Below are 18,391 nucleotides of genomic sequence, written 5' to 3' on the forward strand. Positions count from 1 at the left end.
TCGCCGTGGTTCACTCCAGAGGATAGCGCGACCGTACCGACGGCTCGCCGTCGCGGAGGTCGACGCTGGCGTCGAACAGGGAGAGCACAGTGTCGATCGTCGCCTGGTCGTGTGCCGTCGGGTCGATGTGGAAATGCGAGACCGCCCCGGCGCTGTAGAGTTGCCCCGTCAAGGCGTGCAGGAACTCGTAGGCCGTCTCCAGGTCGACGTACTGGAGCAGCGAGGTCAGCGAGTCGACGCAGACGGCGATCTGTTCGCTGCGGCCGGAGACGAACTCCCCGACCTTGATACCGATCCCGGTGAGGTCGCTCGGGTTCGAGACGTGCTTGATCGCCCGTGAGTCGATATCACCCGCCTCCCCCGACCCGACTGTGTCGCCAACGACGATGGCTCCGAAGCTGGCGGGGTCGGCGTCGTGGTGGGCCCGCCACTGTTCGAGACACTGGCTGGCCGGTTTCGTGAACGACACCCACAGGACACTGACCTCGTCGGGCGACCCCTGGCTCAGCAGGTCGACACAGACCTCGTCAGTCCCCCCACTCATCGACGGTGCACCCAGCAACACGTTCGTCGCATCCCCCAGTTGATCGTGCAGGTCTTGCATCTCGCGTTGCTCCGAATCCGTTGGCTGTATGTTAGCTGTCGTCGCTAAAATCCTTCGGGTGATTTCAGGCTCACCGCTTTTCGCCGGTGCCAGCCGCCGTGATCTCTTCGACGTCGAACTCGACGTCCTCACCAGCCGCGTCGAGTAACGACCGGACGCGCTCGCGTGCCTGTCCCTCGCCCGTCGCCATCACCACCATCCCGTCGACACGGGATTCACCGCTCGCCCGATAGGCCGACAGCTCACCCTCGAACTCCGTCGCGTAGGTCCGCAGAACGCCGCGAACGCGGCGTTCGGCCTCCGAGAGGTCCGCCTCGCCGCTCTCGAAGGCCGCCAGCGCCTCCTCGACGTTCCGCAGGGCAGAGATCCGGTCCATCACGTGGTCCGCAGGTGGTCGTGGCTCGGCTCGTACACCTCACCCTGTTGTTTGAGTTTCTCGATCTCGTGTTCCGCCTTCGACGGTTCTACCCCCGCCTCCTCGGCACGCTCGAGGACCCGTTCGATCGGTGCCCCCTCGTCGTACTCCTCTTCGATCTCGCCGATCAGCGTCTTCAGGTTCTTGATCCGGTCGCGCTGGGATTTGGAGGTCCCCGTCTCGATGACGTCGGCGTCGAGTTCGCCCGTCTCGGGGTCCATCCCGATCGACTCCAGCGTCGTCTGGACGATCTCGATGACCCGCTCGGCGTCCCCGACCTCGACCGTGTCGGACAGTCGGATGCGAGCACTCGCCTCGGCCAGTCGAACCAGCGCCTCCAGCTTTCGGGCTGTTACCGGCACCGGCGCGTCCTCCTCGGTCCCCCGCGAGCGCAGGTCGACGTAGAACTCCCGAATCGTCTCCTTTGCCTCCTGGGTCATCGTGGGGTAGACGTTCCGTTTCGCGTACGCGATGTACTTCCGCAGGAGTTCGGCGTCGATCGTCGGCGCGACCTCGTCGGTGACCCGCGCGACCTCCTCCTCGGTGTAATCGGAGGCGCTCGTCTCCTCGCGGTGCGTGTTGAGTTCGCCCGCGTAGTTGGTCGTCAGGATGTGTTCCGCGAGGTTCCGGTCGTCCTCCTCGTCGGGCTTGTCCGTCACCGTGAAGATGAGGTCGAAGCGCGAGATCAACGCCGGTTCGAGGTCGATCTGCTCGGCAATGGGTTCGTACTGGTCGAAGCGCCCGTACTTTGGGTTGGCCGCTCCGAGGAGTGAGCATCGACTTTTCAGCGTGGCGTTGATACCAGCCTTAGAGACACTAATAGATTGCTGTTCCAATGCTTCGTGCATAGCAGACCTGTCCTCGGAGTTATGGACGACCATGCAATTGGCAACGAAATTATGATTTCCGTCAACAGTCAGGTCGTATACACTCTCAAACTCGTGGTCGTCGGTAGTCTGTACGTCCGCTACCCGAACGAGTTCGACATCCTCGCCGCCGGCCCGCACTGACAACTGCACAGAGCCCCCATCAGTCGAAGTCAGAGTCCCGCCCTTGGGCACGTATACCAAGTCGTCTGCATCGAGAGCCGACGCCGGTTTCTCGACGCGTTCGCCGTCCTCGAATACGAAGAATGGGTGATCGTGTGTCGCAGTCAGTGTCTCACCACTCTGGAGACGGACACGAGTGAGTTCTGCTGGCGAATCGTACTCGTGGATCGCCGTCACTGGCCGACGGACGAGTTGCCCGTCCTCGGTCATCGTCCACGCTTCGTAGTCGAGATCTCGGATCGTCCGACCGTTTGATAGTTCTTCGATAGTCCCGTCCGCTGCCGCCTCGTGGGCAAGGTCACGGATACGTGAAATGCGACCGTTCCCCAGATGAACCAGTGTGTCTCCGGTTACACACCGCATCTTGTCGAGCTCGTCGACCGCAGCGATGCCCTGATCGGCCAGTACAAGCGCTCCAGCCTCCAGTGTCCACTGCTGGCCGTCACCGAAATCGTCGCGAACGGCTGCGGCCGTCAACCCTGCAGAGGAGGAGCCTTTCCCTGACGTATAGACAGAACGTGGCGCAATATTCCGAATGTACTGAAGCATGGCCGAATTGTGCGAGACGACACCGTTCGAGAGGTAGTTGTGCGTCCCGGCCACTTCGAGGTCGTAGACCCAGTCGTAGTCCGGTTCGACGGGTTCTATCGCCTCGATGCGGTCCCATCTGACATCGCTCATTACGAGGTTACGGAGGGCGCGGACATCATCTTCGACGGAGAGGGCAGAGTCAATGCGGTTAAGAACGACGTCCGCCGCATCTTCGACATGTCCTCCATCCGGGACTGCCTCGTTGCGCTCGTAGTAACTGATAGCGCCCTGAGAGATTTCCATCCCTTCGGCGAGAGCCTGTTGCGAGATGGATAGCTCACGACGAATCGTCTCGATCGCGTCCCAGTCTCGCTCGATAACCCGTTCTCTCGCCTCGTGGAGCCACGCGAGACGATCTTCGAAAGCCGAGACGGCGGTCCGAAGGCTGTCACGACTCGGATTTCGGTCGCCGCGTTCGTAGTGCTGGTACGTGGTTCGGGGAAGCCCGCAGTCCGATTGGGAAAGGGCCAATCGTCGACGGATTCGGCGTAGCTCCTCGCCTACGTCCGGCACGATATCTGTATTCGTGTTCCGGGGGACCCCCTCGAACGCTTCACTGGCGGTGCGTTTCCTGTCAGTGACGAATCCAACCGACGTAACGTACTCGGAGAAGTCGTCACCGCTAATCCTGAGTCGGTAGCTATCGTTGTGTCGAGGTTCGATGGTACAGGAGATACCAAGCGAGAGCAGGAGCGAACGGACACCTTCGAGTAATTCTCGACTCATCGAAGCAACGGTAAGTTCACGCTGTTTTGTCGAAACGTGACCTTCCCCCTCGATGAAGGCGCGCAGGAACGCCGTCTTGATTTCAGTACTCGCTCGGAACAACGGCTCGGGGATTCGCTGTTGGGCAGACCCGTCTAGAATCGCGGGTTCGAGATTCGAGAGGAAACTTGCGAACTCGCCAGACCCACAGCGGACGACCTTTGCGCTCTTCTCGGGCCGTGATGCGGTAACCGAGTAGTTCAGTCCGAGGCGGTCGAGGGATTCGGCCGTATCGTCGAGTACCTCCTGGTCCTCGTTCGTAACCCGAACGTCCCCTCGGCCGTCCTCGTACGTGACGTGCCCCTCTGCGATGATGTAGCCGACGAGGCGAGCCAACCAAGGAGTCCACTCGTCGGGTAAGTCAAGTCTGACGGCGTTTGGTGACTCGGAAGCGGTGTACTCAGTTATCAATGTGTCATCAGCGGACGTCTGGATGGATCGAGGAGTCGCAATGAATGTCCCCTCCTCGAGATCTTCTGCCGGAAGTGAAGCAAACTGACCGTCAGACTGGACGAAGAGTGGATGTGACGGCGTCACTTCAAGTTCGCGTCCGCTCGCCGTCTCGACACGATACATCCGCTCCGGGGACTCCCGCTTCCAGACTTTCGTTGCCCGTTTCTGCTCGATTCGTCCGTCGGCAGTCAACGACGGGACTTCGATATCGATCTCATCGTAAACGCCATCATCAATCGGCTTCGAATCGTCGAGATTCTCCTCTACGAGTTCGCGAATCGGTACTCGTTCTCCGTTTGAAAGCGTCACTTTCGCATCGCCTTTCAGACACTTCCCGGTACCAGGGTCCCCGATGAGCAGCATATGCAGGTCGCCCCGAATCCGGGAACCGTCGGGGAGGTGCTTCGTGACGCCGGAGAAGAGCTGGAGGATCATCGCCATCTTGGGCTGTTCGTAGCCGTAGATCGAAGGGGCGATGGACTCGACCATCTGCTCGTAGATGTCTTCTTGCTCCGAGAGGGCGACGATCTCCTTTTTGTCCTCGTCGGTGATGTCCATGTCCTCGAACTGCTCGTCCTCGATCTCGACGGCGTGGCCCTCCATGTACACGTCGAACATCGGGGACTTCTCGTTGCCCTGGCCGCGCTGGTCGAGCTGGAGGACGCCCGAAACGCGGACGTGATCGCCGGCCGTGACCTCGCCGGTGATGTCGTCCTCGATGTTCACGTCGATGCTCTGCGGGGTTTCCCCGCCGCGAAGCCCCTCGGGACTCTCCTGGACCCGGAGCTTCTGGGCGTCGACGAACTCGGACTGGTCGTAGTTGATGCGGAACGGCCCCTGCCGTTCACAGCCCTGGCACTCGTGGGGTTCCTGGAAGTCGCCGGCGGCCTGGGGGATCCGTGTCAGGGTGCCACAGCGCTGACACTCGAAGGCGGCGGTGGTGACCTTGGGTCGGACGTCCGTGGCCTTCCGGACGATGCCCTGGACGCTGATCAGCATGCCGCGGTGGTCGGCGCGGATCTGGCGGATCTCCGTCGTTTCGGGCAGGTTCGTGACCCGGACGTGCGCCTGCCCGAGTTTCACGTCGACGGGCAGGTCGTACAGGCGCAGGGCCTCCTCCGCGTAGTCCTGAAACTGATCGGGATGGTTGCGAACGTCGTCGGCCAGGTCCGGGTCGAACCGGTACAGTTCCTGCCAGTCGACGTAGAGGGATTTCTTCTCGTTGGGGTATTTCTGGGCGAGGTCACCGATCTCGTTGCGGCAGTAGTTGCGATAGAACTCCTCGAAGAGATCGATTACCTCGGTGTCCTCCGCACGTGCCATTGCAGTGATGCAGGGGTTGTGCGCACTCGGGTAAGAAGTTTCGCAAGGCGCACTGGAGGTGAAACGGAGGGGGCTGGCGACGTGAGCTGTCGGTGAAGATACATCCGATAGTCAGAATTAACATCGTGGTCGAGATATCTCCGAGGTGATGCGCCGCCGAACGATCCTCGCTACTGTCGGAGCCCTGTTCTCGGCCGGTTGCTCGGAGATCGTCCCGCCGCCACAGACGACGGTCACGGACGGGGCGCCGGGCAGTGCGACCGACGAGACCGCCACGGGAACTGTGCCGACCGACACCCTCCAGACGACCGACGGATCGGAACCGACGACCGACCAGCACACCGACACGGCGACCGACACGCCGTCGGAGAGCGAACGGGAAGTCGCCGGCGCGATCGAGACCGCACGCGGACATCTGGCGGAGTCGCTGTCCGGGTATCTGGCCTTCGCCGAGACGAGCGAGCCGACGCTGCTCGACGTGACCGCCGCGACGGACGTCAGCGTCTCGAACGTAACGAGTCCGGCCAGCGACGCCCGCCAGGTCCTGAACGGAGCGCCGAGCTACGTCGACGAGGACGTCGAACGCCTCTCGGGCGTCGCGGACTTCCTCACGACCGCCATCCGGTGTCAGTCGAACCTTGAGGGAACCTACTCGAAGTTCGAGTTCGTCCACGGCCGCCTCTACGCCGAGCAGTTCGCAACCCTTCCCGACCAGCTCAGCCAGTTGCGCGACCGCCGCGACACCGCCGAGAGCCACCTCGAAACCCTCCGGTCGGAGACCGACCGGGCCGACATGCAGGCGTTCGATGCCCTCTCCGAGGACGACTACGACCGGAAGGTCGAACAACTGCAGCGGGAGGTGACTGCCTTCGGCACGCTCGCGAACACCGTGGAAACGATCGCCGACGGTCTCGAAGCCTTCATCGACGGGAACGACGAGTTCACCGACGAGGACTACGACAGCGCCGCCGAGTTGTACTCGACCGCGACCCGGACGTTCGGCACGGCCAACGACACGCTGAACGCGCTCGACACGCCGGAATCGCTCGCGTCAGCAGTGTCCGAACTCCGTTCGGTCACGAACGCGCTCGCGACGGGGGCACACGACCTCGCTGACGCCGCCAGCGCGGCCGACGAGTACGAATGGGACACACACGACCAGGAGTTCGAGAGCGCGGTCTCGCAACTGCGGACCTCCGAGGTCGCCGTCGAGCGGATCGACAGCGTCGGCGAGATCATCGCACACTACGAGCAGGAGTTCTGAAAGCAGCGGACGGGTCCGAATCCTCTTCGAGCACCGGTCGACCCCGAGTTCTCGTCCGTTTTCCGCCCACCTACAGCGCCAGGAGTTCCTGAATCGTCTCGATCTGGTCGTCGGTGTTCAGCGACGGCGCGTGGCCGCAGTCGACTTCGAGCGTCTCCGCGCCGGGCTGGACCTCCTGCATCCGTTCGTAGGGCTCCTGTGGGAGGATTTCAGAATTCTGCCCTCGAAGGATCAAAATCTCGGACTCGATGCGCTCCCAGACCGCCCACGGGTCGGGGCCGTCTTCGTCGTCCTCGTCCTCGACCAGGATGTCGGGGTCGTAGGCGGGCGCAACCGCTCCGTCGCTTGTCCGTCGCGCCGACGTGACTGTGAGTCGCCGCCACTCGTCGTCGCTCATGGCACCGAACCGGCCCTGGTAGAGGTCCCTGTAGTACGCCTCCAGTTCCGTCACGCGGTCGAAGGTCGGGGGGTCCGGGACGTACTCCATGATCCGTCCGAGCGCTTCCGGCGAGGAGTCGGTCTCCGGGTTCGGTGGCATGTCGTTGACGACCAGATGCGTGATGCGGTCGGCAAGCGGGCCGGCGGCCAGCGCCATCCCGAGCCCGGCACCCATCGAGGTACCGACGTAGCCCAGGGAGTCGAAGCCCAGTTGGTCACACAGTCCGACGAGTACCTCGACCATGGCCCCGTTCGTGTACCGCTCGGACGGCTCTTCGGCCCACTGGCTCAGTCCCCGGCCGGGCATGTCCGGACAGACGACGTGATAGTCGTCTTCGAGCGCGGCCGCCAGGGGATCGAAGTCCCGACCCACGCGCGAGAGACCGTGAACACAGAGGACGGGCGGGTTTTCGGGGTCGCCCCAGGCGGAGTAGTGGAGTTCGAAGTCGTCGACGGTGATAAACTGGTCGCTGCGAGCCATGCCCGTCGGTTCACCGGGCTCCCTCAAAAGTCCCGGTCCAGGCACGCGTGAGAGAACCATCACCACAGTGCCGCCGGACCACGACCGTTTAGTACCAGTAGCCACCTGTACTCTACACCATGGGATTTGGAAGCTACGATGAATCCGAGCAGAAGGACCAGAGTGTCGACGAGGACGACGAGACCGAGGCCATCAACGTCCACGAGAACGACACCGACGGCGAGGTGTCCTTCGAGACCGAGAAATCCACCGACGAGCTGGTCGACCAGCTCCAGCACATGAAGACCGACGACGACGAAGACGAGTAAGACGCTCTCCGAATTCCTCAGTTTTCTGCGCTTGGCCCGTTCAGGAACAATGCCACGATTCCGCAGCGAGAACGGTCAGTCTACGCGACCGGCGTCCGCTCCACCACTTGACCATCGTAGGTCGGGTACTGCTCGACGATCTCGCCCTCGTCGAGGTCGCCCTCCTCGATCATCTCCTCTAAGAGCCACCACGCGACCTCGACGTGGTCGGACTTGACGGTGTAGAACTCCTCGGGGACGCCCAGGGACTCGAACCGGTCGCCGTCGACCATCGCCTTCCCGTAGACGAGGGTCCCGTCGTCGGTCACCTCGTCGAACGGCCGGCGAATCGTCCGGGCCATCCGCTTGAGCCGCCGGCGGTGCTGGGCGGCGTCCTTGAACACGGACGTACAGAAGTACACCTTCTCGTGGTCGCCCATCACGTCGAGGATCTCTTCGCGTGATCCCTCGACGGCGCTCATGTGGCCGTCTTTCAGTTCGTAGCCCTGCTCTTTCATCCGGCGGAAGTTGCCGTCGGACATCTCGAACTCGTTGATGTTACAGAACTCCGCCGCGCCCTCGTCGATGAGTTCGAGGAACTCCTCCTCGGGCCGGATGCCCGGGATCTCGAAGGCAGGCGTCAGCCCCTCCTCGCGAGCGATGTAGAGGATGTCCTCCCACTCGGTTTCGTGGAGGTCGCCCCACAGCTCGAATGGCGGGTGGAAGCGAATCTCGTCCAGGCCCGCTTCCGAGAGCTTTCGCATGTTCTCCCGACCGCCGGTGATACCGGTGTAGAGGTGCGTGTGGTGGTCCTCGCCGAACTCGTCTTTCAAAAGCGAGAGATACCGGGTGGTCTTGGCCATCGCTTCCTGTGGCTCACCACCCGTGATAGATGTTCCCAGGGCGTCCATCCGCTTCGCTTCGGTGATGACGTCCTCGTCGTCCTCGACCAGGCGCTCGTTGGCGTAGACGTCCGTGACGTTCTTGCGGTTCTCGCCGAGCGGACAGTAAAAGCAATCGCGCTGGTCACAGTAGCCGTAGACGAACAGCACCATCTTGCCGCCTTTGGCGCACTGTTCACAGCCCTTGGAGTGCATCGGTTACTCTCCCTTCCCGACCGAGCGGCAAAAAGCGTGCGACTTGGGGCCGCCGGCCGCAACTGGCGCGACCCGGAGCGTGCGGACAGCTGAAACGGAAGAAAGTGGGGTGGGGAACGAGAGGGGATGGGAAACGGGTAAGGGGAACGACGGAGCGTGTGGCGTCGCCTCAGGCGTGCTGGGCGATGAGCTGGGCCAGCGAGTCCTCGTCGCGGACGCCGACGACCTGCTCGACGGCCTCCCCGTCGGCAAAGAGGATCATGGTCGGCACGCCCTGTACCTGGAACTGGCTGGCGAGCCCCTGGTGCTGGTCGACGTCAACCTTCGCGATGGCCGCCTCGGTCTCGGCCGCGAGCGCCTCGACGGTCGGCTCGAGCATCTTGCAGGGCCCACACCAGTCGGCGTAAAAGTCGACGAACACCACGTCGTACTCCGAGAGGAGGTCCTCGAAGTGGTCCGCCCCCTCGACGTGGATCGGCTCGTCCGGCGCGACCGCAACGCCCCCGTCCGCCTGTTCGCGTAACTCCTCGGCTTTCTGTTCGCGGATCTCGTCGAGTTCGTCGGCTTCTGACATCTCGTCCCTACCTACGGACCGGGGCAATAAATAGTTTTTCGTTAGCCCCACAATACCACAAGACAGTACTACCGGCAGACCCCAACAATACGAGCGATTCTAGCGCCCTTGGCCGAAAAATCGGAGGTGGAGATTGTCGAACCAGTACAATATTGTCTAATTTAAGCAATGCAGTACGAGGGACGAAGCGGACAGTCAGTCGGGAGTCGCCGCGAGGACGACGAACGATCCGTTTCCCCAGCCCGATTCGACGGGTTCGGGGTCTTCGAGCGCGGTCGGGTCGGCAAACAACGTCTGGACGGCCGAGAGTTCGCCGAAGCCGGCGTCGGCGAGCGCCTCGCGGAGTTCCGCGACGCCGCGGAAGGTCGCGTCCCGGTAGAACGGGTTCGAGTCCTGCGTTTCCTGGTAGGTCTCACCCAGAGGACTGTCACGGTCGACGAAGCCGATGACGAGCCGTCCACCCGGACGGAGCACGCGGCGGGCCTCGGCCAGCGCGGCGTCGAGGTCGTCGACGAAACAGATCGTCGTCACCATGAGCGCGGCGTCCACGCTCTCGCTCCGGAGCGGCATGGCTTCGGCCACGCCACGCACGGGGACGACGCCGCGGTCACGCGCTCGCGCGAGCATCGCCGGGGACGGGTCGACGCCGAGTTCCACGTCGAGCGGCGCGGCGAACTGCCCGCTCCCGACCCCGATTTCGACGGCCTCGCCGTCCGGCAGGAGCGACCGGACGGCCGCCAGTTCGGACTCGAAAGCGAGGTCGTTGGCCTCGAACCACTGGTCGTAGCGGTCGGTGTGACGTTCGAAGGGGTCGATGATGGGCATGGGCCTCGTATCAGCGTTCGGTCGCCCGGCTTACGAGAGTTTGCCGTCGAGGACCTTCGCGGCCGTCAGCACCGGGTCCCAGACCGGACTGAACGGCGGCGCGTACGCCAGGTCGAGATACGAGAGCTGGCCGACGGTCAGCTCGGCGTGCAGCGCCGTCGCGACGGTGTCGATGCGCTTGGCGACGCCCTCGCGGCCGACCATGCTGGCACCGAGGACGCGCTCGCTCTCGCGATCCCCGACCAGTTTGATCTCGATCTCCTCGCCGCCCGGGTAGTAGTGCGCGCGGGACGGCGCCGTGATCGTCACCGAGACGGGGTCGAAGCCGGCCGCTTCGGCCCGCTCCTCGTCGATGATGCCCGTGCGTGCGACCTCGAGTTCGAACGCTTTCACGGCGGCGGTCCCCGCGATCTCGCCGACCGGCGTCGGGTCGCCCGCGAGCGTCGCCCCGATGGCCCGGCCGGCGCGGTTGGCCGTCAGCGCGAGGGGCACGTGATCGGGTTCGCCCGTGACGACGTGGGTCGCCTCGGCGCAGTCGCCGGCCGCGTAGACGTGCTCGTCGTTCGTCTGCCCGTACTCGTCGGTCGCGATGGCCCCGGTGGGACCCAGTTCGATCCCCGCGTCCTCGGCGAGTTCGGCGTTCGGGGCGACGCCGACGCCGACCAGCGCCAGGTCCACCGGCACCTCGTCGTCACCAGCCACGATGCGCTCGACGCTGTCGTCCCCCACCATCCCGTCGACGGCCGTATCGAGGTGGAGATCGACCCCCTGCTCGCGGAGGTGGTCCTCGACGGTCGCGGCGGCTTCGGGGCCGAAGGGCTGGAGCGTGTGGGGCAACATCTCGAACATGTGCACGTCCAGCCCGTGTGCGGCGAACGCCTCGGCCATCTCGATGCCGACGTAGCCGCCGCCGATGATACCGACGGCCTCGGGGTCTTCGGCGTCGGCGTACTCGGCAGCGACCTCACCGTAGCCTATCGCGGGCAGGTCCAGCGCAGGCGTGTCGAGGCCGAGGTACTGGCGGATCTCCGCCCCCTCGTTCATGTCGTGAAGGGTGAACACGCCCGCCAGGTCCATCCCGTCGAGCGGGGGCTCGACCGCACGCGCCCCCGTCGAGACGAGGAGGTCGCTGTAGGCCTGCTCGAACTCCCCGTCCGGTCCCTCGACGGTCACCGTCCGCTCGTCCCGGTCGATGGCCGTCACCTCGTGGTTCGTCCGGAGGTCGACCCCCCGCTCCTCGACGAACGCCTCGGGCGTCACCGACACCAGGTCCTCCAGCGTCTCCACCTCGCCTTTCACGTAGTAGGGGAGGCCACAGGCCCCGTAGGACACCCACTCGCCCTTCTCGAAGACGACGACCGCCTGGTCCTCGGCGTCCCGCTTGAACTTGCTCGCGGCACTCATCCCCGCGGCGTCGCCACCGACGATTACGACTGGATCGCTCATACCTGATCGTTCGACCGGGGACCTAATAAAGTATTGCCCATCAGAGACAATTCTGTCGGCGGCGCACCGAATCGCCGGGCGCCGCAGAGGAGCCCCCACGACCAATCGTGCGAACGAAAGAGCACACTTGTATCGTACCGCCGACAGCCCGTCGAGGCCAGGATCGGCTGCCAGGTCGGTCACGCCGACAACGTTTTTGTGTGAAGAGTACAATACTACAACAGTGGCAGCGAGTCGCTCACCACCCGGCTATGAACGGCAGACCTCGGAGCGCAGTCGGTCACGCTCGGCACGGAGCACGACGCCGGCTGCCACCGCGGCACCGACGGGTAATCGAACGGACATCGTCATCATGAAATCCAACTGGCAAGCCGACATCGAGACCCAGCGGCGACAGAAAGACGACTTCTTCGCCGACGCGCACCGCTCGCCCCTTCCTCCGGCCGAACAGGAGGCCTTCGAGGGACTGAACTACTATCCGATCGACCCCGACTACCGGTACGAACTCCCCCTCGAGGAGTACGCGGACAAGGCAGTCGTCACCGTCGGGACCAGCAGCGAGGGCGAGCGGGAGTACCTCGCCTGGGGGGAGTTCACCTTCAGCGTCGACGACGAGCAGGTGACGCTGGTCGCCTACAAGTCCGACCCGGACGAGGACCGTCTCTGGGTCCCGTTCCGGGACGCGACCAGCGGCGCGGAGACCTACGGAGCGGGCCGGTATCTCGACCTGGAGGCGGCGGAGCACCGAACCGACGACGGCACGTGGATCCTCGATTTCAACCAGGCGTACAATCCCACGTGCGCGTACGCCGACCAGTACGAGTGTCCGCTCCCGCCGACCGACAACTGGCTCGACGTCCCGATCGAAGCCGGCGAGAAAGACTACGAGGGAGGACACACGTCGTGAGCAGGCCCGACACGACCGCGGACCCTAATCTCAATATGTTGGATCGGTTCTCCAGTTTTAATTACGGGCTACCAATAAGTGTGCGGTAGATGCCCCCTGTCAGCACCGACGACGAGGCAGATACGTGGGCAGACACGCTGGACGGCGGGTTCTGTCGCGCGGTCGCCGAACACGTTCCGGCAGCCGTCATTACCGTCGACCGGGAGCTGACGGTCCTGTTCGCCAATCCGGCCGTCGAACGGGTGCTCGGATACGAACCGGAGACGCTGGTCGGCCGCCAACTGGAGGCCGTCATCCCCGAGCGACGCCGGCGTGACGAGCTCGAACGGCTGGAAGAGGCCGTCTGTGAACCGGACACGGCCGGGAGCGAGCTCCAGCTCAGGGTGGAGACCGACAGCGGTCGTGAGCGGTCGCTTTCGCTCTCTGTGACCGAACACGAGTACGACGGGGAGACGGTGTTCACCGGCGTCGTCCGCGACGTCTCCGAACGGCAGCAGACGACGGAACTCGAACAGCAACGCGAGCTGTTCGAGCGGGTACAGGACCTCGCCGACGTTGGAATCTGGGAGTACGACCCGACGACCGAGGAGTTGACGTGGTCGGCCGGCGTCCGCGAGATACACGGCGTCGACGAGTCTTTCGAGCCGACGATGGCGGACGCCATCGAGTTCTATCACCCGGCGGACCGGGACGAAATCGAGCGGCTCATCGCACGCGCACTCGAGGACGGCGAGTTCTACGACACCGATCTGCGCATCGTCCGAGCCGACGGCGACGTTCGGGACGTGCGATCGCGGGGCGAGGTCGTGACCGACGCCGAGGGCAACGTCGAGTTGCTCCGCGGCGTGTTCCAGGACATCACCGAGCGCAAGGAGCGCGAACGCGAACTCGAGCGCTACGAGGCACTCGCGGAGAACATGGACGAGATGGCGTTCGTCGTCGGCGCGGACCGGCAACTCGAGTACGCGAACCGGTCGGCCACCGCCTACACCGGCCGCTCGACCGAGGACCTCGTCGGCCGGTCGGTCACGTCGCTGGTCAGCGAGTTCGTCGTGGACGAGGGGGCTCCGGAACGCTTCGAGCGCGCGCTCCGGGACGTGTTCGACCACGAGAACGGCGCCGAGCCGGACCGACTGGAGGGGCGACTGAAACTGCCGAGCGGCGAGGTCGTCGTCGAGTATCAGTTCTCGTCGTTCGTCTCGGACGGCGAGCGGAAAGCCATCGTCGTCGCTCGCGACGTGACCGAGCGGCGGGAGCGCGAACGCGAGTTGCTGGAGAGCCAGAAGCGACAGCGCGCGCTGTTCGAGCAGTCCCCCGACGCGATAATCGTCCACGACGGCGACGGGGCCATCCTCGACGTCAACGACCAGACCGTCGCCGACCTCGGCTACGGCCGCGAGGAGTTGCTGTCGATGAACGCCGCCGACATCGAGACGGGGATCGACGCCGAAGAGCTGACGAGCAAGTGGGCACGGCTCGACGTCGGGGACAAGTGGAAACTCGAGAGCAGACACCGACGGAAGGACGGCTCGACGTTCCCGGTCGAACTCTGGATAAACAAAGTCGAAATCGGCGGGGAGCCACGGTTCATCGCGCTCAGTCGCGACATCACGGACCGGAAAGCGAGCGAGCGAGACAGCCGCCGGTTCAGAAAAGCCGTCGAGCAGGCGGCCCACGCCGTCTACATCACCGACACCGACGGCACCATCGAGTACGTCAACTCGGCCTTCGAGGAGCAAACCGGCTACGCGGCCGAGGCGGCCGTCGGCGAGACGCCCCACATCCTCAATTCGGGGCGACACGACGAGGCGTACTTCGAGGAGATGTGGGACACGATTCTGTCCGGGGAGGTGTGGAAACGCGAAGTCGTCAACGAGCGGGCCGACGGCACCGAGTATTACGCCGACCAGACGGTGGCCCCGATCGAGGGCCACGACGGGGAGATCGAAGCGTTCGTCGCAGTCAACCGCGACATCACGGCGCGCAAGGAGATGGAGAGCAAACTGCGCCGCCGCGAGGCGCGGTTCCGCATGATGTTCCAGCGCCACAGCGCCCCGATGTTGCTCATCGAGCCGGATTCGGGCAGGATCGAGGACGCCAACGACGCGGCCACCGAGTTCTACGGCTACTCGTGGGACGAATTGACCGGGATGGACATCGACGAGATCAACTGCCAGTGCGCCGAGGAAGTGGCGACCGAGCGAAAACGCGCCGAACGCGAAGAGCGGAATCACTTCGTCTTCGAGCACGAGCTCGCCTCGGGCGAAACCCGGACCGTCGAGGTCCACTCCTCGCCGATCCCGGACGGTGACGAGGAGTTGCTGTTCTCGGTCATCCACGACATCACCGAACGCAGGGAGTACGAGCGGGAACTCGAGAGCTACAAGGAACTCGTCGACAACGTCCCGGTCGGCATCTACCGGAACACGCCGGGCGAGGACGGCGAGTTCGTCGAAGTGAACCCCGCGATGGTCGAGATGTTCGACGCCGAATCGGCGACACAGCTGTGTGAGACGGCCGTGAGCGAACTCTACGCCGACCCCAACCAGCGCGAGGCGTTCTCCGACCGCGTCGACGAGGAGGGCATCGTCACGGAAGCGGAACTCCGGCTGGAGACCCTCGCCGGCGACCCCTTCTGGGCGTCAGTGACCGCAATCACCAACGAGACGGGCGCTCGGACGTACTTCGACGGCGTCATCCTCGACATCACCGAGCGCAAGGAGTACGAACAGCGGCTGAAACAGCAGCGTGACAACCTCGAGATACTCAACCAGATGGTCCGCCACGACATCAGGAACGACCTCCAGCTGGTGTTGGCCTACGCGGAACTGCTGGAAGACCGGGTCGACGACACCGGCGCGGAGTATCTCGAGACGGTGATCGAGAGCACCGAGAACGCGGTCGAACTCACCAAGTCGGCGCGAGACCTCGCCGACGTCATGCTCCAGACCGACGCCGAGCACGACCGAACCGACCTGGCGCTGGTCCTCGAACAGCAGGTCGACGAGATCCGCTCCGAACACACGGACGCCGTCGTGGCCGTCGAGGGCCAGTTGCCCGACGTGGAGGTCCGTGCGAACGAGATGTTGCAGTCTGTCTTCCGCAATCTACTGAAAAACGCGATCGAACACAACGACAAGGCGGTCCCCGAAGTGGTGGTCTCGGCCACCCAGCGCGAGGACAGCGTCGTCGTCGACGTCGCCGACAACGGCCCGGGCATCCCCGAAGCCCAGCGAAGCGAGATCTTCGGCAAAGGCGAAAAGGGCCTGGAGAGCGACGGGACCGGCATCGGTCTCTATCTCGTGGCCACGCTCGTCGAGCAGTACGGCGGCGGCGTGTGGATCAGCGACAGAGCGGAGCGGAGCTCCGCAGGCAACCGGACGCAGTCCGGTGACAACGACCCCGACGGCGCGGTGTTCCACGTCGAACTCCCGAAAGCCGAATGAAAACGACGATCAGGCGACCAGCGGGGACGAACGCCGGCGACATCGGCGTGCCCAAAAGCAAATAAGCCACAGTGGCGAACCATCGGGTGATGCTGCTGGTCCTGTGTGTGGACCTGGACGACGACCTCGGCCGGAAGACGGGGCTGGAGACGCCGGTCATCGGCAGGGACGCCGTCGAGGACGCCGCCGTCGCGCTCGCGACCGAAGACCCCGAGGACAGCGACGTCAACGTCCTGTTCGAGGGAATCCACCTCCACGACGACCTCGCCGACGAGCCCGTCGAAGTCGCCGCCGTCACGGGGTTAGACGGGAGCGACGTCGCCGCCAACCGCAAGGTCGGCGAGGAAGTCGACACCGTCCTGGCGAGCATCTCCGCCAGCGACGACGTGCGCGCCATCGTCGTCACCGACGGCGCACAGGACGAATCGGTCCTCCCGGTCATCCGCTCACGGGTCACCATCGACAGCGTCCGTCGAGTCGTCGTTCGCCAGGCCCAGGACCTGGAATCGATGTACTACACCATCAAGCAGGTCCTCGACGACCCCGAGACGCGCGGGACCATCCTCGTCCCCCTGGGCATCCTGTTGCTCATCTACCCGCTCGCGATCATCGCCGACCACCTCGGCCTGCCGGGAGCCGTCTTCGGCTTTACGTCGGGATTGCTCGGCCTGTACGTCCTGGGACGGGGCCTCGGCGCGGAGCGCGCGCTCGACGCCGCCGTCGAACGCGGTCGCTCCGTGCTCTATGCCGGTCGCGTGACGCTCATCACCTACGTCGTCGCCGCCGCCCTGCTCGTCATCGGCGGCGTCGAGGGCGTCCAGACGCTCGAATCGCTGCAAAACGCCGGGGAGAACCTCTCCGCGCTGGAGGTGCTGGCCGCACTCCTGTTCGGAGCTATCCGGTGGTTCGCCGCCGCCGGCATCACCTCCAGCCTCGGCCGCGTGACCGACGAGTACCTCGACGGCGCCTTCGAGTGGCGCTACCTCAACGCACCCTTCTACGTGCTCGCCATCGCCGCCGTCCTCCACGGCGTGAGCGCCTACTTCCTCGGGAACGTCTCGCTGTCGTACCTGGCCGCCGTCCTCACGGGCGGGACCATCCTCGGCCTCTTCAGCACCCTGGCCTTTGCCGTCGCCGAATCGCGCTTCCCGAACAAGGCCTCGGCGTGATTGCCGACAACTGAAAACAGTTCGCGAACTGGGCTCACGAAACACTCCACGGCTCCCCCCGGTCGCCGTTCCGTTTCGAGGTCTCGCTTCGTCGCCGGGCGACCCGTGAGTCGCCCGGCTGTCACCGGACTACGTCCGGTGGCCCGCGGGACTGCGTCCCGCCCTGCAAGCGAGAGCGAAGCTCTCGCCCTGCTCGACCTCGCCCTCACCGTCGCCAGCCTACGGCCGGCTGTCATCGGCCTCTGGCCGATTGCCCGAGGGACTCCGTCCCTCCCTGCTAGAGGGACCTCCGGTCCCTCACCGCTCACGTACTGCGCTCACGGTTCACTCCACGGCTCCCCCCGTCGCTGTTCCGTTTCGAGGTTTCGCTCCGCTCAACCTCGCCCTCACCGTTCCCGAACAACCACGAACTCCGCGAGATCCTGCAGATACGCCAGCGCCTGCGAGTCCGTCACGTCGACCGCCGAGATGGCGGCCAGCGCGTCGTCCGACAGGTCCCGCGCCCGCTCGTTGGCTTCTGCCGGCGTCAGATCGGTCACCTGCACGAGCGAGGGGCGGTCCATCGTCTCGTCGTGTCCCGTCGGTTTCCCCAGGTCGTCGGCGTCCGCCGTCGCGTCGAGGACGTCGTCGCGCATCTGGAACGCGATCCCGACGCGCTCGGCGTACTGCCCGAACGCTTCGACGGTGTAGGCGTCGGCGTCCGCGGCGATCGCACCGAGTTCAGCCGCCGCTCGGAACAGCGCCCCGGTCTTCCGTCGGGCCAGTTCCATGTACTCGTCTTCGGTCTCGGGCTGGGCGACCAGTTCCGTGGCCTCTCCCTCGCCGAGTTCGACCATCGCCTCCGAGACGGCCTGCATCGCCCGCTCGTCGGCCGAGAACAGTGCGAAGGCCTCGCCGAGCAGTCCGTCCGAGGCGATGATGGCCGGGCCAAACCCGAACTCCGCCCACGCGCTCGGGACGCCCCGGCGAACGTCCGAGTCGTCGATGATGTCGTCGATCACCAGCGAGGCGTTGTGGACGAGCTCGATGCCGACGGCGAGATCGACCGCGTCCCCGGGGTCGCCGCCGAGGGCCTCACAGACGAGCACGGTGACCGTCGGTCGGACGCGTTTCCCGCCCGAGAGCGTGACGTGTCGGACCTCGTCAGCCAACTCCGACGGTTCGACGCCGTCGAGAACCTCCTCGAGACGCTCCTCGACGCGCGCCCGTCGGCTCTCAAGGTACTCCATTACCCGACCCTCAGGATTGTGGCGGCTT

Annotated in this window: 14 protein-coding genes; 5 read left to right on the plus strand and 9 right to left on the minus strand. The window is 64.8% G+C overall.

Annotation, left to right across the window (positions count from 1 at the left end):
• Positions 1–10 precede the first annotated feature (10 nt).
• The 3 genes from E2481_RS12370 to E2481_RS12380 all read right to left on the minus strand — a co-directional run bounded on the left by E2481_RS12370 (position 11) and on the right by E2481_RS12380 (position 5,200).
• Positions 11–604: a DUF7504 family protein gene (locus E2481_RS12370; protein ID WP_136717462.1), complete on the minus strand. Its 594-nt coding sequence runs from the start codon at positions 602–604 to the stop codon at positions 11–13.
• Positions 605–674: 70 nt separating this feature from the next.
• Entirely contained in the window at positions 675–980 is a 306-nt protein-coding gene (locus tag E2481_RS12375; protein WP_136717463.1) for a DUF7854 family protein, read from the minus strand.
• Positions 980–5,200, minus strand: coding sequence for an LAGLIDADG family homing endonuclease (locus tag E2481_RS12380; protein WP_136717464.1), 4,221 nt, complete (start codon positions 5,198–5,200; stop codon positions 980–982). The genes E2481_RS12375 and E2481_RS12380 overlap by 1 nt, the downstream gene beginning before the upstream one ends.
• Before the next feature lie 148 nt (positions 5,201–5,348).
• On the opposite strand from E2481_RS12380, the gene E2481_RS12385 reads away from it, so the two are divergent.
• Positions 5,349–6,464, plus strand: a complete 1,116-nt coding sequence (locus E2481_RS12385) for a hypothetical protein (RefSeq protein ID WP_136717465.1) — start codon at positions 5,349–5,351, stop codon at positions 6,462–6,464.
• Positions 6,465–6,534: 70 nt separating this feature from the next.
• Here E2481_RS12385 and E2481_RS12390 read toward each other — a convergent pair whose 3' ends face one another.
• The gene (locus E2481_RS12390) at positions 6,535–7,383 is read right to left on the minus strand and encodes an alpha/beta fold hydrolase (RefSeq protein WP_169302435.1); all 849 of its coding nucleotides are present in this window, start codon (positions 7,381–7,383) and stop codon (positions 6,535–6,537) included.
• A gap of 119 nt (positions 7,384–7,502) precedes the next feature.
• Here E2481_RS12390 and E2481_RS12395 point away from each other — a divergent pair, with 119 nt between their 5' ends.
• The gene (locus E2481_RS12395) at positions 7,503–7,691 is read left to right on the plus strand and encodes a DUF5786 family protein (protein ID WP_136717467.1); all 189 of its coding nucleotides are present in this window, start codon (positions 7,503–7,505) and stop codon (positions 7,689–7,691) included.
• Positions 7,692–7,771: 80 nt separating this feature from the next.
• Here E2481_RS12395 and E2481_RS12400 read toward each other — a convergent pair whose 3' ends face one another.
• The 4 genes from E2481_RS12400 to E2481_RS12415 all read right to left on the minus strand — a co-directional run bounded on the left by E2481_RS12400 (position 7,772) and on the right by E2481_RS12415 (position 11,612).
• Positions 7,772–8,767 (minus strand): radical SAM protein, encoded by a 996-nt coding sequence (locus tag E2481_RS12400; protein WP_136717468.1) that lies wholly within the window; start codon positions 8,765–8,767, stop codon positions 7,772–7,774.
• Positions 8,768–8,936: 169 nt separating this feature from the next.
• A complete protein-coding gene (gene trxA, locus E2481_RS12405) occupies positions 8,937–9,341 on the minus strand; it encodes a thioredoxin (RefSeq protein WP_136717469.1) in 405 nt (134 codons plus the stop codon).
• Positions 9,342–9,536: 195 nt separating this feature from the next.
• A complete protein-coding gene (locus E2481_RS12410) occupies positions 9,537–10,166 on the minus strand; it encodes a class I SAM-dependent methyltransferase (protein WP_136717470.1) in 630 nt (209 codons plus the stop codon).
• A gap of 30 nt (positions 10,167–10,196) precedes the next feature.
• Complete coding sequence (locus E2481_RS12415; protein ID WP_136717471.1) at positions 10,197–11,612, minus strand: FAD-dependent oxidoreductase; 1,416 nt, start codon at positions 11,610–11,612, stop codon at positions 10,197–10,199.
• A 352-nt stretch (positions 11,613–11,964) separates the two neighbouring features.
• Here E2481_RS12415 and E2481_RS12420 point away from each other — a divergent pair, with 352 nt between their 5' ends.
• The 3 genes from E2481_RS12420 to E2481_RS12430 all read left to right on the plus strand — a co-directional run bounded on the left by E2481_RS12420 (position 11,965) and on the right by E2481_RS12430 (position 17,134).
• Positions 11,965–12,519, plus strand: a complete 555-nt coding sequence (locus tag E2481_RS12420) for a DUF1684 domain-containing protein (RefSeq protein ID WP_136717558.1) — start codon at positions 11,965–11,967, stop codon at positions 12,517–12,519.
• Between the two features lie 89 nt (positions 12,520–12,608).
• Positions 12,609–15,965, plus strand: a complete 3,357-nt coding sequence (locus E2481_RS12425) for a PAS domain-containing protein (protein ID WP_136717472.1) — start codon at positions 12,609–12,611, stop codon at positions 15,963–15,965.
• Between the two features lie 89 nt (positions 15,966–16,054).
• Complete coding sequence (locus E2481_RS12430) at positions 16,055–17,134, plus strand: DUF373 family protein (RefSeq protein ID WP_136717473.1); 1,080 nt, start codon at positions 16,055–16,057, stop codon at positions 17,132–17,134.
• Between the two features lie 386 nt (positions 17,135–17,520).
• Here E2481_RS12430 and E2481_RS12435 read toward each other — a convergent pair whose 3' ends face one another.
• Positions 17,521–18,363 (minus strand): polyprenyl synthetase family protein, encoded by an 843-nt coding sequence (locus E2481_RS12435; RefSeq protein ID WP_136717474.1) that lies wholly within the window; start codon positions 18,361–18,363, stop codon positions 17,521–17,523.
• Positions 18,364–18,391: the final 28 nt, after the last annotated feature.

It is taken from the genome of Halorientalis salina (assembly GCF_005049285.1).
In the GTDB taxonomy this organism is placed as follows: Archaea; Halobacteriota; Halobacteria; order Halobacteriales; family Haloarculaceae; genus Halorientalis; species Halorientalis salina.

Coding starts and splice junctions, on each gene's coding strand:
- E2481_RS12370 (WP_136717462.1), bottom strand. CDS start 604: ATGCAAGACCTGCACGATCAACTGGGGGATGCGACGAACGTGTTGCTG.
- E2481_RS12375 (WP_136717463.1), bottom strand. CDS start 980: ATGGACCGGATCTCTGCCCTGCGGAACGTCGAGGAGGCGCTGGCGGCC.
- E2481_RS12380 (WP_136717464.1), bottom strand. CDS start 5,200: ATGGCACGTGCGGAGGACACCGAGGTAATCGATCTCTTCGAGGAGTTC.
- E2481_RS12385 (WP_136717465.1), top strand. CDS start 5,349: ATGCGCCGCCGAACGATCCTCGCTACTGTCGGAGCCCTGTTCTCGGCC.
- E2481_RS12390 (WP_169302435.1), bottom strand. CDS start 7,383: ATGGCTCGCAGCGACCAGTTTATCACCGTCGACGACTTCGAACTCCAC.
- E2481_RS12395 (WP_136717467.1), top strand. CDS start 7,503: ATGGGATTTGGAAGCTACGATGAATCCGAGCAGAAGGACCAGAGTGTC.
- E2481_RS12400 (WP_136717468.1), bottom strand. CDS start 8,767: ATGCACTCCAAGGGCTGTGAACAGTGCGCCAAAGGCGGCAAGATGGTG.
- trxA (WP_136717469.1), bottom strand. CDS start 9,341: ATGTCAGAAGCCGACGAACTCGACGAGATCCGCGAACAGAAAGCCGAG.
- E2481_RS12410 (WP_136717470.1), bottom strand. CDS start 10,166: ATGCCCATCATCGACCCCTTCGAACGTCACACCGACCGCTACGACCAG.
- E2481_RS12415 (WP_136717471.1), bottom strand. CDS start 11,612: ATGAGCGATCCAGTCGTAATCGTCGGTGGCGACGCCGCGGGGATGAGT.
- E2481_RS12420 (WP_136717558.1), top strand. CDS start 11,965: ATGAAATCCAACTGGCAAGCCGACATCGAGACCCAGCGGCGACAGAAA.
- E2481_RS12425 (WP_136717472.1), top strand. CDS start 12,609: ATGCCCCCTGTCAGCACCGACGACGAGGCAGATACGTGGGCAGACACG.
- E2481_RS12430 (WP_136717473.1), top strand. CDS start 16,055: ATGCTGCTGGTCCTGTGTGTGGACCTGGACGACGACCTCGGCCGGAAG.
- E2481_RS12435 (WP_136717474.1), bottom strand. CDS start 18,363: ATGGAGTACCTTGAGAGCCGACGGGCGCGCGTCGAGGAGCGTCTCGAG.